General features: G+C 71.2%; 21 protein-coding genes. 15 read left to right on the forward strand and 6 right to left on the reverse strand.

The genetic code is table 11. From position 1 onward, the window contains the following. The first annotated feature begins 274 nt into the window (after window positions 1-274). From ACFVAJ_RS08620 to ACFVAJ_RS08655, 8 genes are all read left to right on the forward strand, one after another. Window positions 275-1,252 carry an alpha/beta hydrolase gene (locus tag ACFVAJ_RS08620; RefSeq protein WP_376943114.1) on the forward strand — a complete coding sequence of 326 codons (978 nt, stop codon included), beginning with the start codon at window positions 275-277 and terminating at the stop codon, window positions 1,250-1,252. After that, complete coding sequence (locus ACFVAJ_RS08625) at window positions 1,249-2,664, forward strand: dihydroorotase family protein (RefSeq protein WP_376943116.1); 1,416 nt, start codon at window positions 1,249-1,251, stop codon at window positions 2,662-2,664. Before ACFVAJ_RS08620 ends, ACFVAJ_RS08625 begins: the two co-directional genes overlap by 4 nt. Before the next feature lies 1 nt (window position 2,665). Further along, on the forward strand, window positions 2,666-3,658 hold the full coding sequence (locus ACFVAJ_RS08630) for an LLM class flavin-dependent oxidoreductase (RefSeq protein WP_376943118.1): 993 nt from the start codon (window positions 2,666-2,668) through the stop codon (window positions 3,656-3,658). Window positions 3,659-3,829: 171 nt separating this feature from the next. Next, window positions 3,830-4,669, forward strand: coding sequence for an ABC transporter ATP-binding protein (locus ACFVAJ_RS08635; protein WP_376943120.1), 840 nt, complete (start codon window positions 3,830-3,832; stop codon window positions 4,667-4,669). Next, a complete protein-coding gene (locus ACFVAJ_RS08640) occupies window positions 4,666-5,502 on the forward strand; it encodes an ABC transporter permease (RefSeq protein WP_376943122.1) in 837 nt (278 codons plus the stop codon). Before ACFVAJ_RS08635 ends, ACFVAJ_RS08640 begins: the two co-directional genes overlap by 4 nt. Beyond that, entirely contained in the window at window positions 5,499-6,338 is an 840-nt protein-coding gene (locus ACFVAJ_RS08645; protein WP_376943124.1) for an ABC transporter permease, read from the forward strand. Before ACFVAJ_RS08640 ends, ACFVAJ_RS08645 begins: the two co-directional genes overlap by 4 nt. Then, entirely contained in the window at window positions 6,335-6,742 is a 408-nt protein-coding gene (locus ACFVAJ_RS08650) for a RidA family protein (protein ID WP_376943126.1), read from the forward strand. Before ACFVAJ_RS08645 ends, ACFVAJ_RS08650 begins: the two co-directional genes overlap by 4 nt. Before the next feature lie 218 nt (window positions 6,743-6,960). Beyond that, the gene (locus ACFVAJ_RS08655; RefSeq protein WP_376943128.1) at window positions 6,961-7,209 is read left to right on the forward strand and encodes a hypothetical protein; all 249 of its coding nucleotides are present in this window, start codon (window positions 6,961-6,963) and stop codon (window positions 7,207-7,209) included. 139 nt (window positions 7,210-7,348) lie between these two features. On the opposite strand, the gene ACFVAJ_RS08660 is transcribed toward ACFVAJ_RS08655, so the two are convergent. Next, entirely contained in the window at window positions 7,349-8,428 is a 1,080-nt protein-coding gene (locus ACFVAJ_RS08660) for an ABC transporter substrate-binding protein (RefSeq protein WP_376943130.1), read from the reverse strand. A gap of 260 nt (window positions 8,429-8,688) precedes the next feature. Between ACFVAJ_RS08660 and ACFVAJ_RS08665 the strand changes: the two genes are divergently transcribed. From ACFVAJ_RS08665 to ACFVAJ_RS08685, 5 genes are read left to right on the forward strand one after another with little or no spacing between them, the layout of a single operon-like run. Beyond that, window positions 8,689-9,708: an alcohol dehydrogenase catalytic domain-containing protein gene (locus tag ACFVAJ_RS08665; RefSeq protein WP_376943132.1), complete on the forward strand. Its 1,020-nt coding sequence runs from the start codon at window positions 8,689-8,691 to the stop codon at window positions 9,706-9,708. Further along, window positions 9,698-10,906, forward strand: coding sequence for a CaiB/BaiF CoA transferase family protein (locus ACFVAJ_RS08670; RefSeq protein WP_376943134.1), 1,209 nt, complete (start codon window positions 9,698-9,700; stop codon window positions 10,904-10,906). The genes ACFVAJ_RS08665 and ACFVAJ_RS08670 overlap by 11 nt, the downstream gene beginning before the upstream one ends. Beyond that, on the forward strand, window positions 10,903-11,766 hold the full coding sequence (locus tag ACFVAJ_RS08675; protein ID WP_376943136.1) for an amidohydrolase family protein: 864 nt from the start codon (window positions 10,903-10,905) through the stop codon (window positions 11,764-11,766). Before ACFVAJ_RS08670 ends, ACFVAJ_RS08675 begins: the two co-directional genes overlap by 4 nt. 11 nt (window positions 11,767-11,777) lie before the next feature. Then, window positions 11,778-12,623: a hypothetical protein gene (locus ACFVAJ_RS08680; RefSeq protein WP_376943138.1), complete on the forward strand. Its 846-nt coding sequence runs from the start codon at window positions 11,778-11,780 to the stop codon at window positions 12,621-12,623. After that, window positions 12,620-12,967: a hypothetical protein gene (locus ACFVAJ_RS08685; RefSeq protein ID WP_376943140.1), complete on the forward strand. Its 348-nt coding sequence runs from the start codon at window positions 12,620-12,622 to the stop codon at window positions 12,965-12,967. Before ACFVAJ_RS08680 ends, ACFVAJ_RS08685 begins: the two co-directional genes overlap by 4 nt. Before the next feature lie 58 nt (window positions 12,968-13,025). Here the strand turns inward: ACFVAJ_RS08685 and ACFVAJ_RS08690 are convergent, their stop codons facing one another. Together ACFVAJ_RS08690 and ACFVAJ_RS08695 are read right to left on the reverse strand one after the other, a co-directional pair. Next, window positions 13,026-13,268: a hypothetical protein gene (locus tag ACFVAJ_RS08690; RefSeq protein WP_376943142.1), complete on the reverse strand. Its 243-nt coding sequence runs from the start codon at window positions 13,266-13,268 to the stop codon at window positions 13,026-13,028. A gap of 76 nt (window positions 13,269-13,344) precedes the next feature. Next, window positions 13,345-14,313, reverse strand: coding sequence for an EamA family transporter (locus ACFVAJ_RS08695; protein WP_376943144.1), 969 nt, complete (start codon window positions 14,311-14,313; stop codon window positions 13,345-13,347). Window positions 14,314-14,468: 155 nt separating this feature from the next. Between ACFVAJ_RS08695 and ACFVAJ_RS08700 the strand changes: the two genes are divergently transcribed. Further along, entirely contained in the window at window positions 14,469-15,887 is a 1,419-nt protein-coding gene (locus ACFVAJ_RS08700; RefSeq protein WP_376943146.1) for a cellulase family glycosylhydrolase, read from the forward strand. 65 nt (window positions 15,888-15,952) lie between these two features. On the opposite strand, the gene ACFVAJ_RS08705 is transcribed toward ACFVAJ_RS08700, so the two are convergent. Further along, window positions 15,953-16,696 carry a TetR/AcrR family transcriptional regulator gene (locus ACFVAJ_RS08705; protein WP_376943148.1) on the reverse strand — a complete coding sequence of 248 codons (744 nt, stop codon included), beginning with the start codon at window positions 16,694-16,696 and terminating at the stop codon, window positions 15,953-15,955. A gap of 87 nt (window positions 16,697-16,783) precedes the next feature. Between ACFVAJ_RS08705 and ACFVAJ_RS08710 the strand changes: the two genes are divergently transcribed. After that, window positions 16,784-17,164, forward strand: coding sequence for a VOC family protein (locus ACFVAJ_RS08710; protein WP_376943150.1), 381 nt, complete (start codon window positions 16,784-16,786; stop codon window positions 17,162-17,164). Between the two features lie 232 nt (window positions 17,165-17,396). Here the strand turns inward: ACFVAJ_RS08710 and cofD are convergent, their stop codons facing one another. Both cofD and ACFVAJ_RS08720 read right to left on the reverse strand, forming a co-directional pair. Continuing rightward, the gene (gene cofD / locus ACFVAJ_RS08715; RefSeq protein WP_376943152.1) at window positions 17,397-18,410 is read right to left on the reverse strand and encodes a 2-phospho-L-lactate transferase; all 1,014 of its coding nucleotides are present in this window, start codon (window positions 18,408-18,410) and stop codon (window positions 17,397-17,399) included. Window positions 18,411-18,432: 22 nt separating this feature from the next. Beyond that, window positions 18,433-20,592: a bifunctional lysylphosphatidylglycerol flippase/synthetase MprF gene (locus ACFVAJ_RS08720; protein ID WP_376943154.1), complete on the reverse strand. Its 2,160-nt coding sequence runs from the start codon at window positions 20,590-20,592 to the stop codon at window positions 18,433-18,435. Between the last annotated feature and the right edge of the window lie 14 nt (window positions 20,593-20,606).

Genomic DNA, 20,606 nt, shown 5'->3' on the forward strand with positions numbered 1-20,606 from the left:
GTTCCTCCGGGAATGGGTGCAGGGTGCAACTCCGACGACGTCGGCGACTCGCGGCCCAATCCCGGGCCACCACGACCGGGCAAGTCAGCCCGGTGGTCGTCGCCAGCATAGCCCCGCAGCGAGTTTCGAATCAATACTGGATTCTGGATCCAAAATGAGTGATGATGGCCTCGCGGGCCCGAATCGAGTGATTCGAAACGGGCCGGGGCGACGGTTCGCCCGCCGTACCGGGCCCGCGCGCAACGCAGCGTCGAGATCCGGGAGGACCCGCAGAATGAAGCACACCGAGGTCGAGTTCCACAGCGAGGGCGATCGCATCGCCGCGATCTGGCGCACTCCCGACACCCCCGGCCCGTATCGTGCCATCGTGCAGGGCCCGGGCTGGCTGGGATTGAAGGACGCCAAGCTCTACGTGCGCTACCACGAGGCGCTCACGGCCGCCGGCTTCGCCGTGCTCGTCTTCGACTACCGCGGCTTCGGCGACTCGGGCGGCGACCGGGGCATCCTCTCGCCGAACCGGCAGCTGCAGGATCTCGTGAACGCCGTCACCTACCTGACCACCCGCGACGACGTCGTCGCCGACGCGATCGGCGTCTTCGGCACGGGCGGCACGGGCGGCGGCAACGCCGTGCTGCTCGCCGACGCCGACCCGCGCGTGAAGGCCGCCGTCAGCCAGGTGCCCGTCGCCGACGGCACCGACTGGCTGCACCGCATGCGCCAGGAGCACGAGTGGCTCGCCTTCCTCGCGGGCCTCGAGGAGGACCGGCGCCTCCGCGTCACCACCGGCGCAGGCCGGCTCGTGCACCCCCGCGAGGAGATCATGGTGCCCACCCCCGAGCGCCGGGCCACGAACATCAAGGCCGACGTCGACGACAAGATCCCGAGCGCTATCCCGCTCTCGTGCGCCGAGGAGATCCTCGCGTACCGGCCGATCGACGCCGCCGCCCGTCTCGAGACCCCGCTGCTCGTGATCGGCGTCGAGGGCGACGCGACCACCCCGACCGACCACGCCGAGCAGCTCTACGCCGCCGCCCGCGGGCCGAAGCAGCTCGTCATGCAGCGGCACACCACCCACTATGCGGCGTACGACCGCTACTGGACCGAGACCACCCCGCTGATCGTCGACTGGCTCGACCGCTACGTGCGGCCGAGCGACGTCGAGGTCCGCACCACCCGCTCGCCCGGTCAGGGCGAGACCGCAGAACGCCTGGAGGCACCCATGGAAGCAACGCGTCTGGAGGCCGTGCGATGAGCATCGACCTCAGAATCTCGGGCGGCATCGTCGTCACCCCGAGCGGCCCGGTCGCGGCCGACCTGCTCGTCGGCGACGACGGGCGCATCGCCGGCCTCGTCGCACCCGGCGTCGAGGTCGCGGCCGCACGCGAGCTCGACGCATCCGGCCGCCTCGTGCTGCCTGGCATGGTCGACGTGCACGTGCACACCCGCGAGCCCGGCTACGAGCACAAGGACGACATCCTCACGACCTCGCAGCAGGCCGCGGCCGGCGGCGTCACGACGATGTTCGGCATGCCGAACCTCAACCCGCCGACCGTCGACGTGACGACCCTGCGCGACGTCTTCGACCGCTACACCGCGAGCTCGATCGTCGACTGGAACCACAACCCGGCCCCGACGAAGTTCGACGACATCGTGCCGATGGCCGAGATGGGCATCTGCGCGTACAAGATCTACATGGTCGTCGACACGGGTCGTACCTACCCGCACCCGGCCGGCACCGGCATCCACGACCACGGCCACCTGCTGCAGATCATGGACCGCATCGCCACCACCGGCAAGCGCTTCATCGTGCACCCGCACGACCAGGCCCTCATGGACTACATCGAGGGCGAGGTGCTCGCCCGCGGCGAGAACACGCCGCAGGGCTACGCCTCGGCGTACGCGGCTCGCGAGGGCGTCATCTGGGACACGGCGATCGACGTCGTGCTGCGCCTCGCCGAGGCATCCGGATGCCCCGTGCACATCGCGCACATCCAGACGCGCCGCTCGATCGACGCGGTGCGCCGTGCGAAGGCCGCGGGCGTCGACGTGACGTGCGAGGTCAACCACTGGGCGCCGTTCCTCTCCACCTGGAACGACGTCGAGACGCTCGGCCCGTACGCGCTCAGCTACTGGGTGCCCGACGACAACCGCGCCGCCGTCTGGGAGGGCATGCGCGACGGCACCATCGACATCGCGAGCTCCGACCACGCGCCGCACACGCGCGAGGAGAAGGAGATCGGCTGGACCGAGATGTGGAGCGCCCACACCGGCACGCCGGGCATCCAGTACTACTACGAGCTCATGCTCGACGCCGTGAACCGCGGCCAGCTGACGCTCGAGCGCGCGGTCGACATGGTCGCCCGCATCCCCGCCGAGAAGTTCGGGCTCGCGGGCGTCAAGGGCTCGCTCGAGGTCGGCGCCGACGCCGACATCGTGATCGCCGATCCGGCCCACGAGTGGACCATCACGAACGACGACGTGCTGTCGAAGATCGGCTGGACCCCGTACGACGGCCGCACCATCTCCGCCCGGATCGAGCGCACCCTCGTGCGCGGCCGGGAGGTCTACGCCGACGGCGTCGTCGTCGGCAAGCCCGGCGACGGGAAGCTCGCGGCCGCTCGGGCCGATGTCGCGATCGCTGCGATCGCAGAGGAAGGAAACTGACATGAAGTTCGGACTGCTGCTGCCCCACTTCGGTGAAGAGGCGAGCCGCGAGAAGCTGCTCGAGGGCTCGAAGCTCGCCGAGGACAAGGGTTTCGACTCGGTCTGGGTGCGCGACCACCTCGTGTTCGAGCCGCACGGCGAGATGGAGAAGCCGAACCGCACCTTCTACGACGCGCTCACGACGCTCACCGCGATCGGCGCCGTCACCGAGAAGCTCGAGCTCGGCACGGGCTCGCTCATCCCGTTCCGCCACCCGCTCGTGACGGCGCTCATGGCCGGCACGATCACGCAGCTCGTCGGGCCGCGCCTCATCCTCGGCTTCGGCGCGGGCACCTTCGACCACGAGTTCGAGGCCGTCGGCTGGGGCGACCTCAACCGCGTCGAGATGGTGCGGTCGAACGCCGAGATCCTGAAGCGGGTCTTCACCGAGAACGACGTCACCTACGACGACGGCATCTTCTCGTTCGAGAACGTCACGATCGAGCCGAAGCCCGTCGGCGGGCGCATCCCCTTCTGGTACTGCGGCGCGACCCCCGCTTCGGCCCGCCTCGCGGCGGAGTACGCCGACGGCTGGATGCCCGGACGCATCTCGCTGCGCACGATGGAGAAGCGCATCGCCACGATGCGCGACATGACGGATGCCTCGGGCCGCCCCATGCCGACGGTCGCCGTGATCCCGCCCACCTCCATTGAGGACACCCGCGAGGAGGCGCTGAAGCACGTGAACGTCCCGGGCCTGCTCGCCTGGGCGAACAAGGCGCGGTTCACCGTGAAGCCCGAGTCGGGCAGCTTCCAGACCGTCGAGGACCTCGAGGGCCAGCTCATCGTGGGCGACCCCGAGCAGGCCGTCGAGGAGATCCGGAAGTTCGAGGCGCTCGGCGTCGAGCACCTCGTGTTCGACTTCCGGTTCAAGTTCGACCGGTTCTTCGAGCAGATCGAGCTGCTCGGCACCGAGGTGCTGCCGAAGTTCCGCCAGGGCCAGGCCGCGGCCTGACCGCCCACCCGCTGGTTGAGGAGCGCCGACGCGGAGCGGCGACGCGTCTCGAAACCCGGTGAGCCAATCTCGAGACCCGTTCACCATGGTTTCGAGACGCGTCCGACTCCGTCGAGCGCTCCTCAACCGGCGGAACACAGATCGACACGAAACCTCAACGAGGAGGAGCGAATGACGACCCCGACGACCGAACCACGCCGCCCCGAGGCATCCCCACCCGCGCCGTTGATCTCGGTGCGCGACCTCTCGGTGACGTACGACGTGGCCCGCACCGGCAAACGCCTCATCGCGATCGAGGGCGTCGACCTCGACGTGCACGAGGGCGAGTTCGTGACGGTGCTGGGGCCGTCGGGCTGCGGCAAGACGACTTTCATGAACGTCGTCGCGGGCCTCGTGAAGCCGTCGACGGGCACCGTGCTCGTCGACGGCTCGCCTGTCACCGGGCCCGGTCCCGATCGCGCCGTCGTGTTCCAGGACTACGCGCTGCTGCCGTGGCGCACCGTCTTCGACAACGTGAAGTTCGGCCTCGAGATGCAGAAGGGGCTGAAGGGCGAGGGCTGGCGCGACCGGGTGCAGGAGGCGATCGAGATGGTCGGCCTCGCGGGCTTCGAGTCGTCGTACCCGCGCGAGCTGTCGGGCGGCATGCAGCAGCGCGTCGGGCTCGCCCGCGCGTTCGTCGCCGAACCGCGCATCCTACTCATGGACGAGCCGCTCGGCGCCGTCGACGCGCTCACCCGCGAGGTGATGCGCGACGAGATCGACAAGCTCATCCAGAAGACCGGCAAGACCGTGCTCTTCATCACGCACTCGATCGAGGAGGCGATCCTGCTCGGCGACCGCATCGTCGTGTTCAAGAGCCACCCGGGCGCGATCAAGGAGGTCATCGACACCGGGCTCGAGCGGCCGCGCTCCGAGCGGAGCGTGCAGCACGACCCGCGGTTCCTCGAGCTGCGCGACCACCTGTGGGAGGCGCTGCAGGGCGAGGCGACGGCTGCGGCGGTCTCGAAATGAGCACCTTCCTCGCGAGCGGGCCGAACGTCGGCCGCAGCGGCGGCATCGGCGCCTGGCTCGCCGGGCTCAGCCCGGCGGGCAAGGCCGGCGTGCTCGCCGTCGAGGTCGTCGTCATGCTCGTCGTCTGGCAGCTCGTCGTCGGGGTGTTCGGGTGGATCAACCCGGTGTTCCTGCCGCCGCCCACGGCGATCTGGCAGGGCTTCGTCGAGCTCGTCTCGAGCGGGGTGCTCTGGCCGAACCTGCTCATCTCGCTGCAGGGGTGGCTCATCGGCTTCGTCATCGCCGCGGTCATCGCCATTCCGGTGGGGCTGCTCATGGGCACCTCGCTGCCGGTCGACCGCGTCGTCGGGCCGATCGCGTGGACGATCTACGCGACGCCGTCGATCGCGTACCAGCCGCTCGCGAAGGCGTGGTTCGGCTTCGGCATCGGGCCCGTCATCTTCCTCGTCGCGATCAGCGCGCTGTTTCCCATCCTGCTCAACGTGGCGGCGGGCATGCGCACCACGAACCCGTCGATCATCCGCGCGGGGCGCGTGTACGGGGCGAGCCGCACGCAGCTCTACCGCTCGGTGTACCTGCCGTCGACGGTGCCGTTCCTCTTCGCGGGGCTTCGCCAAGCGGTCGTGCTCGCGACGATCGGCATGGTCGTCGCCGAGCTCTCGGGCTCGGCCATCGGCATGGGCGCCCTCATCATCAAGTCGGTCAACACGTACCAGACCGACCAGGCCTTCGCTGCGATCGCGATCATCGTCGCGTGGAGCGTCGGCATGGCCCAGCTCGTGACCCTCGTCGAACGATGGGTCGCCCCGTGGACGAGGAAGGGCCGGCGATGAGCGTCACGAGCGCGACCGGAACCATGCGCATCGTGCGACCCCGCCGGGTCGTGCGCCGCGACGAGGCGAAGTGGACCTGGCTGCTCGTCGGCGTCATCGCCGCCATCCTGCTCGTGTGGGAGGCCGCGGTCAGCTGGCTGCACCTCGTGCCCGAGGCGTTCCTTCCGCCGCCCACGGCGGTCGCGGCATCCTTCGCGCAGTTGATGGTCGACCCCGAGTTCTGGTCGGCGTTCGCCTACAGCCTCGGCAACGTCGCGATCGGCCTCGTGCTCGCCGTCGTGGTGGGCGTCGTGGTGGGCCTCGCCGTCGGCTGGTCGCCCGTGCTGCGGTTCACCGTCGCACCGTTCCTCTGGCTGCTGTACTCGACGCCGAAGGTGGCGCTCGCGCCGCTGTTCATCCTCGGCCTCGGGCTCGGCAGCGAGTCGAAGATCGCGCTGGTCTTCCTGCTGGCGGTGTTCCCGATCATCCTCAACACCATGGAGGGCGCGGTCACCGTGAGTCCTTCGCTCGTGAACGCGGGGCGGGTCTACGGGGTGAACGGCCTCGCGCTCGGGTGGAAGGTCATCTTCCCGGCGACGCTGCCGTACAGCCTCTCGGGCATTCAGCGCGGTGCGGCGCTCGCCTTCACGGGCGAGGTGCTGGGCGAGTTCCTCGGCGGCACCGGCGGACTCGGGCACCTGCTCGAGTACGCGGCGTACCAGTTCGAGATGGCCGAGGCGATCGCGATGGTGATCGTGATGGTCATCATCGCGAACCTCACGCTGCTGCTCATCTCGACGCTGCGCCGCCGGCTCGCGCCCTGGTACGACGACCGCAAGATCGCGGGGGCGTCGTGAGACGGGTCATCCGGCCCGAGGGCGTCTACCCGCCGACGGCCGACTTCAGCCAGGCCATCCGCGTCTCGGGCGGCGACCTCGTGTTCGTGAGCGGCATCATCGGCATGCGGCCCGACGGCTCGATGCCGGCGAGCACGCGCGAGCAGATCGAGCTGGCGTTCGAGAACCTCGCGAAGGTGCTGGATGCCTCGGGCGCGACGCGTGCGGACGTCGTGAAGGTGAACGTGTTCGTCGGGGAGCCGTTCTCGCTCGTGCGCGACGACCTTCGCGAGATCCGCGCGCGGTACTTCACGCACGACTTCCCGGTCTCGACGCTCGTGCAGGTCGCGGGGTTCGCCTCGCCCGAGTACCGCTTCGAGATCGAGGCGATCGCCGCGGTCGCGTCGCTCCCGTCGGTCGAGTAGCGGAGCGTATCGAGACCACCTCACCCCCGACCCACAGACCGCCGGCCCCCGTCTCATGCGCGATGACGGGGGCCGGCTTCCGCGTTGCCGACGGCGGAGGTGTGCTCGGAGTCGGCAGCATGAGCGAGTTGCGGTTTCGGCAAGCTTCGTTGCGCGCGCACGGCGGGGCTCGGCACTGTTGGCTCTCGAACGCGGTCCATCCACCACGAGAGGCGCCCATGAGCGAGCCCATTCCCGCATCCGCCCCGAAGCCGCCCAGTCAGCACGAGCTGGCGCTCATGATCTGGCTCGCCGTGACGCCCACGCTGCTGGTCATCAACCTCGTGCTCGGACCCCTGCTCGCGCTGCTGCCGCTCGTGCCGCGCACGATCGTCGTCGTCACGATCGCCGTTCCGATCGTCATCTACGCGGTCATGCCCGTCCTGCACAAGCTCCGTCGGAGGCTCCTCGCGCGCCGTGCCGCCTAGGCCGCGGTGGCCGTCGGCGCGGCGGGCGGCTTCCTGTGCGCCCGATCGCGGCGCCCGGGCACGCGAGAGCCCCTGCCGTCATGCGCTGCGGCGGGGGCTCTCGGTGCGAGGTGCGAGGCGAGCGCGAGCTCGCCACTCCTCAGGGGTAGGGCAGCGTCTCGGGCCCCTCGTTGTCGAGTCCGAGCAGCTCCTGCGCCTTCTCGAGGTACACGAGCTGCGACTCGTCGAACTCGATGGGCTCGAGCTCCTGCGTCTCGACCGTGGTGTCCCAGGCCTCGGTGCCGAAGTAGAGGTTCTGGCAGGCGAGGTGGCCGTCGAGCACCCAGACGCTGTCGGAGCCGCGGAGCGCCGAGACGTCGAAGTCGTTGGCCTCGTAGATGTCGAGCACCGAGTCGACGTTCTCGGGGAACTCGCCGGGCGAGGGCGCCGTCATGTAGTCGGTCGCCTTGAGCGTCGCGCGGAGGAACCGCACCAGCGTGTTGGGGTTCTCGGCGGCGTACGCGCTGCCCGACACCATCACGTCGTTGGCCCAGTTTCGCAGCGCCTCGACGGGGAACTCGGCGTCGTGCTCTTCGAGCGCGGGGCGGTCGTCGCCGTAGAACGGCTGCAGGCTGATCTTGTCGTTGACGAAGAACTCGGTCCACGACTCCGAGCCGGGGCCGGGGTAGACGACTTCGACGTTCACCGTGTCGAGGTCCCAGCCCTCCTCCTTCAGCACGCGCTTGCGCTGGAACTCGGCCGGGTCGCCGGGAGTGCCGGCGAGCACGACGGAGGTCCCGTCGAGATCGGAGACATCCTCGATGCCCTGCTGCACGGCGAAGTCGAAGTTCTGCCGGCAGTAGTGGCCGCTGACGAGGTCGACTTCGACGCCGCCGCGGATCGCCTCGATGACGGTGCCGGTCGACTCGACGCCGATGTCGGCGCTGCCCGAGGCGACGGCCGCGGTGACGTTGTCGGCCGTGATGACCTCGACGGTGAGGCCCTCCTCCTCGTAGTAGCCGAGGTCGGTCGCGAGCACGTACATCGAGTACATCGTGATGTCGGGGAAGGGGATGGCCACCGTGATGTCGGTGTCCTCGGCCGCGCCGGGCTCGCCCTCGGCGAGTTCGACGGGCTCGGCGGGGTCGGCACCGCTCGAGGCGGCGCAGCCGGCGAGCAGCGCGAGCGCTGCCAGGGCGGCGACCGCCGCCCGAGCCGGTCGGGGAATGGATCTGCGCATGATGCTCCGTTCTTGGCGGGTGGTGCGCTGAGGCTCCCGCGAGAGCGTTCGCCTCATCGCGAATTGCTGGATACGGTATCCAAAATGGGTGGAACTGTCTATGGTTTTGTCCAGAGCCGAGTGAGGCCGGGCCGCGAAGAGGCATGACCCAGAGCTGATTGGGCATGGCAGAGCGCTGGCTCGTTCACGCAAGGCATGGATACCGTTTCCGGAGACCTCGCGGAAACGGCCGCGACTCGACGACGAGAGGGAGGCAGGCGGTGCGCGCAGCGGTGCTCTCGAGCCACGGAGTCGACGGCCTCGACGTCGCGCTGCGCCCCGACCCGACGCCCGCTCCGGGCGAGGTGCTCCTGCGCGCCGAGACCGTCGGCGTCAACCAGCTCGACCTCAACGTCATCGCCGGGCGCGGCCCCGGCACCGCCGCCAAGCTGCCGCGGGTGCTCGGACTCGACCCCGCGGGTGTCGTCGTCGCGATCGGCGACGGCGTCGACCCCGCGCGCCTCGGCGAGGCCGTCGTCGTGAAGCCGAACATCGCGTGCGGGGTCTGCGCGGCCTGCGCGCGCGGCCGCGAAGCCGACTGCCCCGCCCAGACGGTCGTCGGCGTGCACCGCGACGGGGGAGCAGCCGAGTTCGTCGCCGTGCCCGCGAAGAACGCGTTCGCTCGCGGAGGCATCCCCGCCGACGTCGCGACCGCCGCCGTGCACAGCCTGCCCATCGTGCTCAATGCGATCGAGACCGCCGGGGTCACCGCGGGCGATCGGGTGCTCGTCACCGGCGCGGGCGGCACGCTCGGCCGGGCCGCCACCGCGCTCGCGGCGCACTTCGGCGCCGAGGTCGTCGCCGCGTCGCGCTCGGCGCTCGAGGCATCCGAGCTGCCCGAGGGGGTCGCGAGCATCGCCGCGAAGGATGCCGCCGCGCTCCGCGCGCAGCTCTCGGAGCGCCACTCCGCCGGCTTCGACGTCGTCGTCGACGTGAGCGGCAACGGGCCGACGCTCGGCGCCGGGGTCGCCGCGCTCGCCTGGGGCGGGCGGGCCGTGTTCTGCGCCGCGGTCTCCGACCGGTCCCTCGAGCTCGACACCCTCGACTTCTACCTGCGCCGAAAGCGCCTCATCGGCGTCGCGAGCGCCGACTACGCCCAGGTGCGCCGTGCCCTCGACCTCGTCGCAGCGGGCGCCGTCACCCCGCTCATCGGCGCCCGGTACCCGCTCGCCGAGATCGGCCGCGCCTACCGCGGCTTCGCCGACTCGCCCCCAGGAAAGGTGATCATCGATGTCAGCTGAAGATTTCGAGACGGTCGCTGCGCTCCCTCCTCAACCGGCCCAGGCTGATGGCCCGCTCGCCGGCATCCGCGTCGTCGAACTCGGCCAGTACATCTCGGGGCCGTACGCCGCGAAGCTGCTCGCCGACCTCGGGGCCGACGTCGTCAAGGTCGAGTCACCGGGCGGCGACCCGATGCGCCGCTGGGAGGGGCACGGCACGATGAGCCCGCAGTTCGCGGCGTACAACCGCGGCAAGCGCGCCGTCGTGCTCGACCTCAAGAGCGAGCGCGGCCTCGGCGAGCTGCTGCGTCTCGCCGACGACGCCGACGTGCTCATCGAGAACTTCCGCCCGGGCGTCGCGCAGCGCCTCGGCTTCGGGCCCGAGGTGCTGCGCGAGCGCAACCCGCGTCTCGTGAGCTGCGCGATCACCGGCTTCGGCGCCGACGGGCCCTACGCCGCGCGGCCCGCTTACGACACCGTCATCTCGGCGGTCGGCGGCATGTACAGCCAGGTCGTGCCCGAGCACATTCTGCGGCCGCTCGGCCCGGCGTTCTCCGACCTGCTCTCGGGCATGCAGGCCGCGCAGGCCGTGCTCGCGGCGCTGCACGCGCGCAACGCGACGGGCCTCGGCGAGCACGTCGAGGTGTCGATGGTGGGCTCGCTCATCGACTTCCTCACCGAGGCCGCCTCCACCTACCTCGAGACCGGGCAGGTCGCCGGCCCGGACTCCCGGCCGCGCCGGGCGCAGGCCTACGCCTGCCGCGGCTCCGACGGGCGCGCCTTCGTCATTCACATGTCGGTGCCCGAGAAGTTCTGGACGGGGCTGCTCGACGTGCTCGAGCACCCCGAGCTCGCCGAAGACCCGCGCTTCGCGAGCCGCGAGGCGAGGGTCGCCAACTACGACGCGCTCGACGTCGAGCTGAAGGCGATCACGGCGCGGATGCCGCGGCAGTACTGGCTCGACCGGCTCGCCGCCCACGACATCCCCCACGGCCCTCTCAACACGGTCGCCGAGCTCTTCGACGACCCGCAGATCGCCGCCATGGAGCTCGTCGAGGAGATCACCGGTCCGGGCGGGGAGCCGCTGCGGGTGCCCGTGCCGAGCACGCGGTTCAGCCGCAGCGGGCGGCCGGCCCTGCGTGCCGCGCCCGGGCTCGGCGAGCACGACGGAGAACTGCTCGGCGAAGCATCCGACGCCCAGGAGAGGACCCTCGCATGACCCGCCCCGACGAGCTCGTCGCGATCGACGTGCACACCCACCCGCAGACCGAGGAGTTCCTCGCCGCGATGGGCAAGCGCCATCAGCAGATGGCGAAGCACTTCGGGCGTGAGCGCCCGGCCGTCTCGTTCGCCGAGCAGGCCGATCAGTACCGCGAGCGCCGGATGATGGCGGTCATCGTGAACTCCGACTCGGAGACGACCTCGGGCATCAAGGGCGCGCCGAACGACCTGCTCGGTCGTGCCCAGGTCGACCACCCCGACGTCTTCCTCTCGTTCGCCGGCATCGACCCGTGGAAGGGCGAGGCTGCGATCGCCGAGATCCGCCGCATGCACGGCGAGTACGGCATCAAGGGCGTCGGCGAGCTCAACGCCTCGCGGCAGAAGTTCCTGCCGAACGACCGCCGGTTCTTCCCGATCTGGGAGGCGTGCGCCGAGCTCGGCCTCGTCGTGATGTTCCATTCGGGCTTCCCCGGGGCGGGCGCGGGCACGCCCGGCGGCGGCGGGTACCGGCTCGAGAACGCGCGGCCGATCCCGTACCTCGACGACGTCGCGGCCGAGTTCCCCGAGCTCAAGATCATCAGCGCCCATCCCGCCTGGCCGTGGCACCTCGAGAACCTCGCGATGGTGTGGCACAAGTCGAACGTCTACCTCGACCTCTCGGGCTGGGCGCCGAAGTACCTGCCGCCCGAGGTCGTGCGCTACGCCGACTCGCTCATCACCGACCGCGTGCTGTTCGGCTCGGACTGGCCCGTGATGACCGTCGACCGGTGGATGGACGAGTTCGCCGAGCTGCCGTTCAAGCCCGAGTCGCGGCAGAAGATCCTGCTCGACAACGCCCGCAAACTGTTCGGAATCTGAGAAGGAGCGACATGGCCGAACTCGTGCTCGCGGCCGCCACGCCGCACAACCCGCTGCTCTGGCGCTCGATGCGCGACCCCATGCCCGACGACCTCGCCGGCGTCGCCGCGGGCTTCGCCCGCATCCGGCAGGCCTTCGCCGAGCACGAGCTCGACGCGGTCGTCGTGATCGGCACCGACCACCTGCGGCAGTTCTTCTACGACAACTCGCCGGCCTTCGTCGTCGGCAAGGCCGAGTCGTACCACGGCACCTGGGAGAACGAGGTGCGCACCTTCGGCATGGAGCATGTCGAGGTCACCGGGCACCGCGAGCTCGCCGACGAGATCACGGGCCGCACGGTGCTGCCCGAGACGATCGACCTCTCGGTGAGCCTCGAGTGGCGGCTCGACCACAGCTTCGTCATCCCGCTGCAGTACGTCAGGCCCGAGCTCGACCTGCCGGTCGTCCCGATCCACACGAACGCGTCGATGCCGCCCGTGCCTTCGGTGCGGCGTTTCATCGCTCTCGGCGAGCACGTCCGTTCGGCGATCGACGCGTGGAACTCGGACGCCCGCGTCGCGCTGCTGACCTCGGGGCACATGGCGAACGACGTCGGCGGGCCGCGCACCTTCGCCGGCTCGCCCGACCCTGAGTTCGACCGCGCCGCCGCGGCGTGGATGCGCGACGGCGACCTCGACGGCGCCATCAGCGTGTGCAGCGACTTCGAGCGCCTGCTCGACGCCGGCTGCATGACCTACCAGTACCTCAACGCGGTCGCCGCGCTCGCCGCGATGGGGGGCCGGCCCGCCGACTTCGTCGACGTGGCCGAGTCGCGGTTCGCGTCGAGCCCGTTCTTCCTGTGGGAGGGCAAGCGATGACGAAGTACATGGTCGACAAGTTCATGCGGTGGGTCGAGCTGAGCGACGAGCGGGTCGCCGCTTACGTCGGCGACCCCGCCGGCTACGTCGAGGGATGGCTCGGGGCCGGCGCCGGGGCGGAGGCCGCGAGTGACGACCGCGAGCTCACCGCCGAGGAGCAGGCGGCCTTCGCCGCGCGCGACTCTGCGGCGCTGTACGCGCTCGGTGCACATCCGTACCTGCTCTGGCACTTCACCGAGGCGGTGCACGCGCACGAGTTCACGCCCGAGGCGGGATGGCGGGAGCTCGTCGAGCGGTACCGCGCGGCGGTCGCTCCGCAGGGGCTCATCGACTACATCCCGTAGGCGAGGCCGGCCGGCTCATCCTCGATGCCGACCACCGCGCTCCTCGACGCCGGGGAACTCACTCCTCGACGCCGGGGTCGCCGCCCGAGAGCCCGCCGTCGGTCGAGTCGGTCATCGGCTCGTCGTTGCCGGGAGCGCCGGGGACGCTGCCTCCGCTCGACTCGCCCGCGGCCCGCTCAGGGTCGGCGTCGCGTTCGCGTTCGCGCTCCTCGACGTCGCGGGCCAGTCGCTCGGCCTCCTCGTCGCCGGCGCGACGGGCCTCGGTGCGGGCGGTCGTCTCGGGGTCGTTCATCGAGGTCATGGCGGTCTCCTGCTCGTCGTTGCGTACCGGCAACGCTCGCAGGCGCCCGGCGGCGCGGCAACGGGTTGACAGCGCCTCAGGCGACGCCGAGCAGCACCGAGGCGGTGAGCGCGAGCAGGGCGCCGAGCAGCTGCATCCGCGAGAGGCGCTCGCGCAGCACTATCCACGCGAGCACCATCGTCGCCAGCGGGTACAGGTTCGTGAGCACGGCGACGACGGCGACCGACCCGGCGTGGAGGCCCAGCATGAGCAGCACGTTCGCCACGCCGGTGAGGAGCCCTGCGGTCGCGGCGAGGAGGAACGCCGGAGTCACCATTCCCATCCCGGGGGCGGCGGCTGTCGGCGCGCCCGCAGGCGGCGTGGCGGTGGGGGAGGGCGGCGCCGTCGGCTCCGGCGCGGCCATCACCGGCGTCGGCGGGTCGAGCAGCGCAAGCAGCCGCCGCAGCGGGCCGCTGAACGGCCGCAGTGCGGCCAGAGCGAGCAGTATCACCGCGCCGAGCCCCGAGTCGAGGAGCACCGGGATCAGTCCCGCGTCGGCGGGGACCCGGTCGAGCGCGACCGTCGCGAAGCCGAACCCGAGGCCCGCGCTCACCGTGAAGAACACGGTGCGGGTGCTGAGGCCCGTGATGCTCAGCCGGTGCTCCATGCCGATGAGCACCCCGCCGACCACGGCGATCGCGATGGCGACCCAGGCGATCGGGCTCAGCTTGTCGCCGAGCACGAGCGCGGCCGCGACCGGCACCGCCGAGCTCAGCAGCCCGATGACGGGCGTCACGAGCGAGATCGGCCCGGCGGCGAGGGCCGCGAAGAAGGCGAGGAAGCCGATGAGGGCGAGCACTCCGCCGACGAGTCCGCCCGTGACCGCCTGCGCCGACCACACCCCGCCCGTCAGCGCGACGGCCACCACGAGGAGCACTGCGGCGACGACGTAGTTCACGGTCGTCGAGGCGAAGACGGTGGCGCGCCGGGCGGCGACTCCGCCGAGGAAGTCGGCGATGCCGTACGCCAGGGCCGCACCGAGTGCGAGCGCCACGATCGCGATCACGGGGTCAATGCTGCCCTGAACCGGGGACATCGGGCGGCTTCCACGCACGGAGACCACCGGGCGGGAACGGCTCCGGAAAACTACTTGGACAAATGACCCACTTCCCCTAGGCTCGCTCGCAACCCCTGGTCGCAAGGACGCGCAAAGGAGCGCCGATGCCTTCATTCCTGCCCCGTGCCGCCGCCGGTCTCGCCCTCGCGGCGGCCGCGGCGCTCGCCATTCCGACGGCCGCCGTGGCGGCCCCGCCGACGGCCCCGCCGCCCGCGGCGAAGTCGGTGAAGTCCGACCGCATCACCACACCCGACGGCCGCACCTTCATCACCGATCAGCAGGGTCGCGCGCTGCAGCTGCGCGGGTTCAACGCGGCCAAGTACGTGCACGACCGCCTGACGCCCGCCGAGGTCGCGGCGATGGCCGATCAGGGCTCCACCTTCCTCAGGCTCGTCGTGCAGTGGCAGTACTTCGAGCCCGAGCAGGGCGAGTACGACGAGGCCTACTTCGACTACGTCGAGTCGGTGCTCGACGCGGCCGACCGCGAGGGCATCCACGTCATGCTCGACATGCACCAGGACGTGTACGGGCCCGTGTTCGGCGCCTCCGGCGCACCCGAGTGGGCGACCCGCACCGACGGGCTGCCGTTCGTCGACGACCCCGACAACTGGTTCAACAACTACTTCCAGCCCGCGGTCATGCGCGCCTTCACGCACCTGTACGACGACGCCGACCTGCGCGCGGCGCAGCAGCAGCTCTGGGTCGAGATCGCCGACCGCTTCGGCGGCCACGACAGCCTCATCGGCTACGACCTCTTCAACGAGCCCTTCGGCGAGTTCGCCGAGGGTGAAGACTGGGTGACCGCCTCGGCCCGCATGGAGTCGACGAAGATCAGCGACATGTACGAACGGCTCATCGGCGCGATCCGCTCGGTCGACGACGAGTCGTGGATCTTCCTCGAGCCGACCGTGCTCGTCGGCTACGGCGTGCCCACGCAGCTGCGCAGCTTCGACGACCCGAAGCTCGGCTACGCCCCGCACTTCTACAACACGGGTGTCGAAGAGGGCGGCGACTGGCCCGGCGACGACTTCGTGGTGAACTACGAGGCCGCGATCTCGGCGTATCCGTCGGCGAACCGCATGCCGCTCATCGTCGGCGAGTGGGGCGTGCCGAACTCTCGCACGCCCGGCAACGCGGCGCTCGTCGCCGCCCAGGTCGCGTCGATGGAACGCTTCGCGAGCGGCTGGGCCATGTGGTACTGGTGCCGCGCCGACGGCGGCGGCTACTGCGCGATGGATGCCTCGGGCAAGGCCGCTCCCGGCAACGAACCCGCGTTCGGCCCCTACGCCAACGCGATCGCGGGCGTGCCCGGCGCCGAGCACTTCGACGCCACGACCCGCGCCTACTCGCTGAGCTACACCGCGGCGGGCGGACCGACCGAGGTCTGGGTGCCGTCGTCGGTGTACGCGAGCTCGCCGAAGGTGACGATCACCGGCGGCAAGGCCCACTACGACCGCAAGAAGCAGACGCTGCGCATCACGGCGAAGCCGGGGGCGGCGGTGTCGCTGACGCTCGGGCGCTGAGCGGTCGCCCGCTGAGGAAGTGCGGCGCCGGGCTCGGGTGACCACCCGGGCCCGGCGCCGTTCGGCTACGCGGTCGGTGGCGCGTCGCGGAGACCTTCGAGCTCGGCCAGCCCCGCGAGCACCCGGGCGAGGCCGAACTCCCAGGCGCGTTCGGCGTCGTACGGACCGCCCATGCTCTCGCCTGCGGCGCGGCCGACGCGCTGCGCGAGAACGAAGTCGTCGCCGAGATACCCCGCCAGCCCGGCCACGGACTGCTCCCAGAGTTCAGCGAATACGCCCGTCGCCGGCCGCACCACGATGCGCTCGGCGGTCGAGCGCGTGAAGTCGAGCACGAAGGTCAGCGCGGCGTCGCGCGCGACGTCGTCGAGCGAGGTGCCGTCGAAGGCGTGCAGCTCGCGGTCGTACTTCGCGATGGTGCCCGGCCCGAGGGCGGTGCGCGGGTCGTCGAGGTCGAGCAGCCACGGATGCTCCCGCAGGAGCGCGAGGTTGTCGTCGGCGACGCGGCGCACCCGGGTGCGCCACGCCGCGCGCCCGAGCGGCGTCGACGCCATGCGGGCGTGCGCCTGGTCGGCCATCAGCACGAGGAGGTCGTCGCGGGTGTTCACGTGCGTGTAGACCGACATGGGCGTCAGTTCGAGCTTCTGCGCCAGCGCGCGGATGGTGACTGCGCCGAGCCCGCCCTCGTCGGCGATCTCGATGGCGAGCGTGACGACGTCGGTGGTGGAGTGGCGCGCCTTGGGGCCACGGCGGCGGCCGACGGGAGCGGCGGCGCGGTCGCGCCAGAGGAGGTCGAGCAGCGGTTCGGGCATTGCGGACCTCCTCGGAATATCTGCGCTAAAACTGTACGTTGTACATTGAACTGTACAACGTACAGAGATTGATCGACGGGAGACTCCATGAACATCACCCAGACCGCCGTCTCGCTGAACGTGCCCGACGTCGAGGCCTCGGCGAGCTTCGCCAAGACGCACTTCGGCTACGAGGAGACGATGGCGGCCGACGGTTTCGTCTCGCTCACCCACCCCGCGTCGAGCACGAACCTCATCTTCCTCGCGACGGGGCTGGCGACGTTCAAGCCCGCCGAGATCGCCGGCAGCGCGGGCCAGGGGCTGCTGCTCGCGTTCGTCGTCGAGCACCTCGACGAGGAGTTCGCGCGGATCGAGGCCGCCGGCGCCCGCGTCGTGACCGCGCCCGAGACCGAGCCGTGGGGCGAGCGCTACTGCCAGTTCGCCGACCCGAACGGACTCATCTGGCAGCTCGTCGAGTGGGTCGCCTGACGCGCTCGGCTCAGCCGCCGTTCGCTGCACCGTGACGAGTCGCAGGACGAGCCGGGCGGCGCGCCGACGTGGCGGGCCGCCCGAGTCGATTCCTCCTGCGACTCGCCCGGCGAGGTTCCCTCCAGCGAGCCCGACCACATGGCCACATCGCCACACCGAGCCCGACCACATGGCCACATCGCCACACCGTGCGCGAAGGCGAACCCCGCCCGGGTGTCGACGCGCGCGGCGACTACGCGACCGAGGCGGCCAGGTCGAGCGCGGCGCCGGCGAGGTCGGCCGAGGTGTCGAGGTCGCGCATCCACAACGGGGCGGCCGCCGCGACGAGGCGCTGTTCGGCGAGCGGGGCGAGCGCCGAGGCATCCGTCTCGTCGACGAGCCAGGCGTCGAGGAGGCCGCCGGTCGCACGCGAGCCGTAGTGCCGCCCGACCCCCTCGGCGCTCGTCTCGACGCCGATGACCGGCAGGCAGGCGTCGGCCATGCCGCGCACGACCTTGCCGCCGATGATCGGCGAGACGCCGACGACGGGGGCCGCGGTCGCCGCGAGCGCCTCGCGGATGCCCGGGATCGAGAGGATCGTGCCGATCGAGACGACCGGGTTCGAGGGTGCGACGAGCACGACGTCGGCGTCGGCGATCGCCTCGACGACACCCGGCGCCGGCCGCGCCGCGTCGAGGTTGCGCTGCGTGAACGCGAGCGCCGGCAGGGCGGCGCGGTGGCGGGTCCACCACTCCTGGAAGTGCATCTCGCGCTCGCCGCCGGGCGTCTCGGGATCGGCGACCCGCACCCACGTGTCGACCTCGGTGTCGGTCGCCGGGATGAGCCGGGCCCCGAGCGGCCAGCGCCGCTGCAGCCGTTCGCCGATCTGCGACGGCGTGAGGCCGTCGCGCAACCACGACGTGCGGGCGAGATGAGTGCCGAGGTCGAGGTCGCCGAGGGTGAACCAGGGCCAGCCGACGCCCCACTCGCGGAGCTCGGCCGCGACCCGCTCGGTCTCGCCGGCGCGACCCCAGCCGCGCTCGGTGTCGTTGACGCCCGCGAGCGCGTAGAGCAGCGAATCGAAGTCGGGCATGAGCCGCACGCCCGCGAGCCAGACGTCGTCGCCCGTGTTCACGATCACGGTGATCTCGGCGCTGGATGCCTCCGTGCCGCCGTCGTCACTCGGCCACCGCCGCGCGCATTCCTCGCGGACGCCCCGCACGAACTTCGAACCGCCGACTCCGCCGGCGAGCACCGTGATCTTCACGGTTCCCACGCTAGCCGTGCGCTCAGCGGGTGAGCGACGCCCCCATCCGCACGAGCTCGGCCATCGAGGCATCCGGCAGGTAGGCGCGCGCGAGCGCGAGGCCGATGCGCGCGAGGTCGCCCTCGTCGGCGAAGAGCAGGTACAGCGGTTCGGCACGCGGCCGGAACTTCTGCTTGAAGCGGTGCAGCGAGCGGAAGCCGTAGGCGGGTTCGAGCATCGCGCCGAGCCGGTCGAGCCAGCCGTCGATCGGGCTCAGCTCCTCGGGCGATGCCGGCGTCGAGCGTGCGAGCGGCGCCCCCGAGAGCGAGAGGAACGCCGCGCCCTCGTCGCGGAACGCGAGCGCCGACGAGGCGATCAGGTACTCCATGACCGCGGGGAAGGTGCCGTTCGCACGTCGGCGCATGAGGTCGAGCGTCCATCCGGCGACCGCGCCGTCGCTGCCGTACACGGGCAGCCAGCTGAGGAAGCCCTCGAGCTGCCCGTCGTGTTCGGCGAACGCCATTCGCACCTCAGGGTCGAGGGCCTCGTCGACCGTGCCGAGCGTGAAGCGCATCTCGGGCAGCTCCTTCTCGCCGACCCACTGCGACGAGATCTCGTCGACCTGCGCCCGCACCCGCCGCGACTCGGAGGCGAGGGCGCCCATTCGGAAGGTCACGCCTTCGCGCTCGGCGCGGTTGAGCGCCTGCCGTGCGGGCGACCACGCCTTGCCGGTGAACTCGAGGCCAGGGAGGTCGACGATCGTGTCCTCGGCGATCTGCACGGCCCGCCAGCCCTCGGGGATGACGGCCCGCGTGCGCTCGGTCGCGCCGAAGACGCACGGCGTGAAGCCCGCGCGCACGACGGTGTCGAGGAACTCGACGAGCGTCTCGCCGACGCGATCGTCGGGTGCGATCGGATCGGAGAGGGCGATCGCCACCCCCTGGTGGGTCTGGTACGCCACCGCCGTCTCGGGGGAGGAACCGAGGAAGATGCGGTTGTCGGGCCACGTCGCCATCCACGACAGCGGGCCGCCGCCGGTCTCGCGGATCAGTTCGCGGGCGGTCTCGGCGAGTGCGCCCGGGCTCTGCGCGTCGCGGGCTCCCGGCAGGCGACGGCGAAGGCGGGCCCGGTACGCACGTCGGGTGAGCACGAGCCAGACGAGCATGCCGAGCCACAGCACCGAGGTCGTGATCGCGAGTGTGAGCGCATCGCGCGTCGCGGCGACCTCCGCCGCGGTGAAGTCGGGCTCGAGGGCGTCGAGCAACGTGAGCAGGAGGAAGGCGAGGATGCCACCCGCCACGTTCAGGGCGCCCAGCACGACGGCGCCGATCCAGGCGAGGCGGAGGCCCCGGCGGAGCCCGTCGGCGAGGAGCAGCACGATCACCGCGTCGATCGCGACGTCGAGGAACTGCACACCGCCCGGCTCGCTTGCGCCGAAGGGCCCGAACGTCGGAACGAGCACCAGGATGAGCTGCGCCGCCCCGATCGCGAGGAGCACGGTCCACGTGATGAAGCGCTGTTCGCGCAGTGAGGGGCGGCTGAACGCGCGTGCCTGCACGAGCATCACCGCGACGACGGCGACGGCGTGCTCGATGTCGGCGAGCGTGCCGAGGAAGAGCACCCCGATCGCGACCACCGCGAACACGATCAGCAGTGCGCGACCCGCCCACGGGGAACGCAACGAGAACGCCGCCATCGTGATGGCGGCGAACACCCCGCCCGAGGGGCCGACGTCGACCTGCTTCGCCAGCTCCTCGGCCCACGGCGACCCGAAGGTCGCGAACCCGGCGACGATGAAGGCGGTGCCGATGACCGCGACCGCCTGCCCGATCAGGAAGGTCGCCGCGGTGAGCCCCGAGCCGCGCCGCAGCTCGAGCCAGCCGAGCCCCGCGGCGGCGACCGGCAGGATCAGCAGGTATCCGAGCGGCACCGCCACGAGCACGGTGCCCGTGGCGACCGTGTACCAGCGGCCGTCGGCGAACGAGGGCACGCCGTAGGCGAAGGTCTCGTACCAGGGGGCGTGGTCGCTCGCGCTCGTGAATCCGCCGCTCACGAAGCCGACCACGACGAGCACGACGAGCACTGAGAGCGTGACGGGGAGGCGCCCGAGCAGTCGGAGCACTCGTCGTGCGTTTCCGGCCCGGTCGCGCGGGATGGCGTCGGGGGTGGTCTCGCGATCGCGTTCCGTCGTGTCGCGCGTCATGCCGCGAGTCTGGC

The sequence above is a fragment of the Agromyces sp. NPDC057679 genome, assembly GCF_042799635.1.
Taxonomy (GTDB): Bacteria; Actinomycetota; Actinomycetes; order Actinomycetales; family Microbacteriaceae; genus Agromyces.